We start from the raw sequence: 5,161 nt of genomic DNA on the forward strand, positions 1-5,161 counted from the left end.
CCATACTCCCACAGGAGTCTTCGCGTCTTCCGCTCCAACCAACAGGAGATAAAAATCATCAATGTTCTTTAACATAGCTTTTTAAAAAACAAGGGAGGAAACAAGTTTTTGAATGCCCATACATATATATGAGGTAAATAGAAGTAGATGTCTAGAGACGAGGTGAAGGTATGCTTCAAAAATTGCTTGAGAATCAATATGGGGTTACTGTAGAAGAATATGTGAAATTAGATAGGTATGATGCGCTGAGAGGGAATGGCTGGTTGTATTTAGTTTCGAAACCTTCTGGCAGGGAAGAAGCAGATGTGACGGAGCTTGAGAAAATTGCGGAACATTTAAGGAATTATGGCGATCAATATGTTCCCATCTTCTTGCCAACTAAGGAAGGTCAGTTAATTACCACCTGGGAGCAAAATAAATATTGTGTGTTAGCCAATCGGCAAATGGAAGAACAGCGAAAAATCAAATTAGGACGAAAGCTAGCTAAATTTCACGAACGTGGCCGCAGGGTTCCCTTTCAAATCGAAAGGTCGAGCAGAATTGGGGAATGGAAATCTTTATGGGAAAAGCGTCTCGAACAAATGGAGAAAGTGTGGAACAATCTGCTTTTCCAAACACCAGAAGACGAATTCGAAAGGATGTTCATTGATTCATTCCCTTACTACTTAGGATTAACGGAGAATGCAATTCAATATTTGGTTGATTCGGAGCTTGACGATGAGCCTACAGAAACAGATGGTGGGACTGTTTGTCATGAACGTTTTACACAGCAAACATGGGGTGGTCAATATATGATTAAAAATCCCTTTGATTGGGTTTTTGATCACCGCAGCCGGGACTTAGCTGAATGGACAAGGGAAAGATATTTCCGCAATATCCAAACCTATGATGTAGATTTAAAACAGTTTTTTAACGAATACCAAAGTGTTTCCCCATTAACATCCTTTTCCTGGAGGTTGTTATATTCCCGATTGATTTTTCCACTTCACTATTATGATTGTATTGAAAGCTATTACATCACTCGTTCCGAACAGGATAAGAAAGTATTAGAGGAAAACTTAAGCAAAATATTACGGCAAACAAGTGAGTACGAACGGTTTTTAGCTGGATTCTTCCAAATGGCTGGGGCACCAGTTCGCCGGTTAAACCTCCCCCAACTGGAGTGGCTTAGAAAATAATTTATAGTATTCAAACTTGTGGAACAATGTTTTAAAAATCGTATGGTAAAATAATAATGTGATTCAGAATAATTAAGGAAGTGAATGCAGCATGAAGCCATACGTTTTTATTACACGGAAGCTTCCAGACGAAGTTGTAAACCCACTACTGCAAAACTATGAAGTGAACATGTGGGAACATGAGGATATTCCTGTTCCAAAAGATTTACTCCTTACCGAAGCAAAAAAGGCGGATGCACTGCTTACTATGCTATCAGATTCCATTGATGAAAGTATTCTAACCGCTGGAAAGAAGTTAAAGGTAGTCGCAAACCTTGCTGTGGGTTTTGACAATATTGATCTTAAGGCTGCCAGCAGAGAAGGAGTCGCAGTATGCAATACACCCGATGTGTTAACGGATACGACTGCTGATTTAACCTTTGGACTGCTTATGGCGACAGCAAGAAGATTAATGGAAGCTGCAGAGTTTGTGAAAGACGGCAAATGGAAAAGCTGGAGTCCATTGTTATTAGCTGGACATGACATTCATCATAAAACAATTGGTATTGTTGGTATGGGGAAAATCGGTGAGACGGTAGCAAAACGTGCAACTGGTTTTGAGATGAATATTCTGTACCATAACCGAACACGTAAGACAGCTGTTGAACAACAGCTTGGAGCAGTGTACGTAAGCCTTGATGAATTAGTAGAAAAATCGGATTTTATTGTTTGCCTAACCCCGCTTACGAGTGAAACGAAAAATATGTTTACCCGTGATATGTTTAAGAAAATGAAGCAGTCTGCTATTTTTATTAATGCTGGAAGAGGTCCCGTTGTTGATGAACAGGCCCTATTTGATGCATTAGTTGCAGGAGATATTGCTGGTGCGGGTCTTGATGTGTTTGAAAAAGAACCAATTGGGGCAGATCATCCGTTATTACAGCTTCCTAATGTTGTGGCATTGCCACATATCGGAAGTTCTAGTGTGGAAACAAGGATGGAAATGATGAGGCTCTGTTTGGCAAATATTCAAGCGGTGATAGAGGGAAACGAACCGAAGACATTGGTGAATAAGGACTGGAAACCCTTAGTCAGAGCTTAATAGCATAAATAAAGCGATTGCCACCTTGGCAATCGCTTTAACAATTTATTAAAATACTTGTTCTACTTCAACAACGCCTGGAACTTCTTCTAATAATGCTCTTTCAATTCCAGCTTTTAATGTGATTGTTGAACTTGGGCAGCTTCCGCAAGCACCTAATAAGCGGAGCTTAACAATACCATCCTCTACATCTACTAATTCACAATCCCCGCCATCGCGAAGAAGAAATGGACGTAATTTATCTAATACTTCTTGAACTTGTTCAAACATTTGTTGTTCTTCCACTGTTAATCGACTCCTTTCCTACTTATATTATAATGTCATTAGTGTTAAAAATCCATTCTCAGAAATTAGTAAAGTACACATTTAAAGACATTTTCTTAGTTTTTATAGTAAATATAAAGTACAATAAAAGAAAAAAAGGCAGGAAGTATACATGAGTAGAATTGAAGTGGAAATCGTTCTTTATGGTGCTGAACAATTATGTCCTAGTTGTGTGAATCTACCTTCTTCAAAAGAAACCTTCGAATGGCTTGAAGCTGCTATTGCAAGAAAGTTTCCTAATCAGCCCTTTAAAATGGTCTATGTAGATATTCATCAGCCTACTGATGATGAGGAGAAACTTACTTTTGCTCAAAGAGTAATCGAGGACGACATGTTCTATCCGGTCGTCGTGATTAAAGATAAAGTTGTCGGTGAAGGAAACCCTCGCTTAAAAACTATCTTCTCAGAACTAGAAAAATACGGCTATCAAGCCATGTAAAGAAGAAGCATTCCTCGGTGGAATGCTTCATCTCCATTATCCATTATGAAATTTGTACATCCACAAGATTCCTGATTTCAATAAACGGGCCACACGTCCGGTAATGGCGTGATCCGCCATCAATCCAAACCCATGTTTTTTGCCAAGAGAGCCGAGGATTCCCTTTAATTTAATTGGAGGGAAAGATGCAGGTGGCTCTTCGCCTTTCCAGCGCCTTTTTAAAACCTCAACAATTTGCTCCGCCTGTCCTTCAGCCAATTGAGCACTAGGAGCATGTGGAAGGCTTGCACAGTCACCGACAACAAACACGTGTTCATCATTTGGCAAATGATGAAGTGGAGTAAGGACTAATCGTCCCATACGATCTTTTTCCCCGTCCATGTCGCGGACAATTTTACTTGCTTGAATGCCCGCCGTCCACACAATTACATCACAATCGATAGGAACATCGTGATTGTATAACTTCTTTTCTTCTACTTTGGTGATGTTTGAATTGTTAATTATTTCCACGTTATTTTTAACAAACCAATTTTCCACGTATTTACTTAAACGTTCAGGAAAAGAGGATAAAATATGGTTCCCTCTATCAAATAATTTGATCTTTAGGTCTTCTCGGCTTTCACTTAATTCGCTAGCTAACTCTACTCCACTTAGACCAGCACCGACAATCGTTACAACAGAACCAGGTCCGAGATTGTTTAAAACAGAGTAAGTGTGACGTGATTTATCAATACTCTGTATGCTATAGGTAAATTGATCTGCACCTGGAACATCATGATACTTGTCCTCGCAGCCAAGACCAACGACTAAATCATCGTAGCTAATTGCTTCAGCGTCTTTTAGTTCTATCTTTTTATCAGTCGTATTGATCCCGATGACCTCGCCGTATTTTACGACTAAACGAGGATGTTCAGGAAAAGCAACACGGATTTCTTTATCGGAAATCGTTCCAGCGGCTAATGCATAGTATTCCGTTTTTAAGCAGTGGTAAGGGACTCGGTCAACAAGTGTAATTGTTACGTCCTCTGGTAAATGATTTGGAAGAAGTTCGTTTAACATCTTCATCCCGCCGTATCCACCACCGAGAATGACAAGGTTTTTCATCTTTAATTCCCCTTTGTTTATCCGGTTTTTCATAAAAAATGGTTAGCGCTTGCAGTTTTAAAATATTAGAATAATAATCTGTTTCTTTACCACATACGAGTATAACTAAAATGTGTACAAATAACAACATTTTTCATGCTATTCTTGACAGTGAACCCTAGAACATGGTAATTGACGAGGAGGTTGAAATAGAGTAGCATATCTAGGTGTGGAGAGGTGAAACTAGTGATTCAGCCTATCATTGAATTTTGTATAAGTAACTTGGCAAATGGTGCTCAAAAGGCACTTGAAAAATTACAAAAAGATCCTGACTTGGATATTATTGAATATGGATGTCTCGGATATTGCGGGAAATGTGCAACCACACTTTATGCTCTAGTCAACGGAGAGGTCGTTACTGGTAACACACCAGATGAATTGGTTGATAATATATACCAATATCTAGAGGAAAATCCGATGTTTTAACTTAAGGGAGCAAGCCGCTTCCTTTTTTTCTTAAGTAGAATAGATTATAGTATGTGAATCTAAACAGTTGAGTCCTCAATCTGTAGTGTATATACTATATTAAAAGCGCAGATAAAGGTGGGGAAATTGTATGAGTAAGGAAGTTGTTATACTCTCTGAAGCAGCAGCACTTCATATTAAAGAAATGATGAAGCATAACGAGGAAGAAGGTGCACTCTTACGTGTTAGCGTAAAAGGGGGCGGATGCAGCGGATTATCCTACGGGATGGGCTTTGATCATGAGGTAAATGAAAATGATCTTCAACTCGAACAGCATGGGATTCAAGTACTTGTTGATAAAGAAAGTGCAGCTATCCTCCAAGGGACAAAAATTGATTATAAAGAGTCTATGATGGGTGGGGGCTTCACTATTGATAACCCGAATGCCATCGCTTCATGCGGATGCGGTTCTTCTTTTAGAACAGCAACTGCTACAGGAACTCCGGAGGAATGCTAGGACAAGAAAAAAGGCGCCCATTGGACGCCTTTTGTTTTGAATCTAGCTCCAGCGCCTAGCCCCTCGGGTCAAAT

Annotated in this window: 7 protein-coding genes; 5 read left to right on the top strand and 2 right to left on the bottom strand. The window is 39.4% G+C overall.

Annotation, left to right across the window (positions count from 1 at the left end; all coding sequences use genetic code 11):
• Positions 1 to 170 precede the first annotated feature (170 nt).
• Positions 171 to 1,178: a spore coat putative kinase YutH gene (gene yutH, locus ABES03_RS21255; protein ID WP_430120436.1), complete on the top strand. Its 1,008-nt coding sequence runs from the start codon at positions 171 to 173 to the stop codon at positions 1,176 to 1,178.
• 91 nt (positions 1,179 to 1,269) lie between these two features.
• Positions 1,270 to 2,259: a 2-hydroxyacid dehydrogenase gene (locus tag ABES03_RS21260; protein WP_430120438.1), complete on the top strand. Its 990-nt coding sequence runs from the start codon at positions 1,270 to 1,272 to the stop codon at positions 2,257 to 2,259.
• A 48-nt stretch (positions 2,260 to 2,307) separates the two neighbouring features.
• Here ABES03_RS21260 and ABES03_RS21265 read toward each other — a convergent pair whose 3' ends face one another.
• The gene (locus ABES03_RS21265) at positions 2,308 to 2,529 is read right to left on the bottom strand and encodes a NifU family protein (RefSeq protein ID WP_045518553.1); all 222 of its coding nucleotides are present in this window, start codon (positions 2,527 to 2,529) and stop codon (positions 2,308 to 2,310) included.
• Between the two features lie 166 nt (positions 2,530 to 2,695).
• Between ABES03_RS21265 and ABES03_RS21270 the strand changes: the two genes are divergently transcribed.
• Positions 2,696 to 3,022 (top strand): YuzD family protein, encoded by a 327-nt coding sequence (locus tag ABES03_RS21270; RefSeq protein ID WP_430120440.1) that lies wholly within the window; start codon positions 2,696 to 2,698, stop codon positions 3,020 to 3,022.
• Between the two features lie 36 nt (positions 3,023 to 3,058).
• Here ABES03_RS21270 and ABES03_RS21275 read toward each other — a convergent pair whose 3' ends face one another.
• On the bottom strand, positions 3,059 to 4,126 hold the full coding sequence (locus ABES03_RS21275; protein ID WP_430120442.1) for an NAD(P)/FAD-dependent oxidoreductase: 1,068 nt from the start codon (positions 4,124 to 4,126) through the stop codon (positions 3,059 to 3,061).
• A gap of 225 nt (positions 4,127 to 4,351) precedes the next feature.
• On the opposite strand from ABES03_RS21275, the gene ABES03_RS21280 reads away from it, so the two are divergent.
• Both ABES03_RS21280 and erpA read left to right on the top strand, forming a co-directional pair.
• A complete protein-coding gene (locus ABES03_RS21280) occupies positions 4,352 to 4,591 on the top strand; it encodes a YuzB family protein (RefSeq protein ID WP_430120446.1) in 240 nt (79 codons plus the stop codon).
• Positions 4,592 to 4,721: 130 nt separating this feature from the next.
• Positions 4,722 to 5,087: an iron-sulfur cluster insertion protein ErpA gene (gene erpA, locus ABES03_RS21285; protein ID WP_430120444.1), complete on the top strand. Its 366-nt coding sequence runs from the start codon at positions 4,722 to 4,724 to the stop codon at positions 5,085 to 5,087.
• Positions 5,088 to 5,161: the final 74 nt, after the last annotated feature.

It is taken from the genome of Neobacillus rhizosphaerae, assembly GCF_050477885.1.
GTDB lineage: Bacteria > Bacillota > Bacilli > Bacillales > Cytobacillaceae > Neobacillus > Neobacillus rhizosphaerae_A.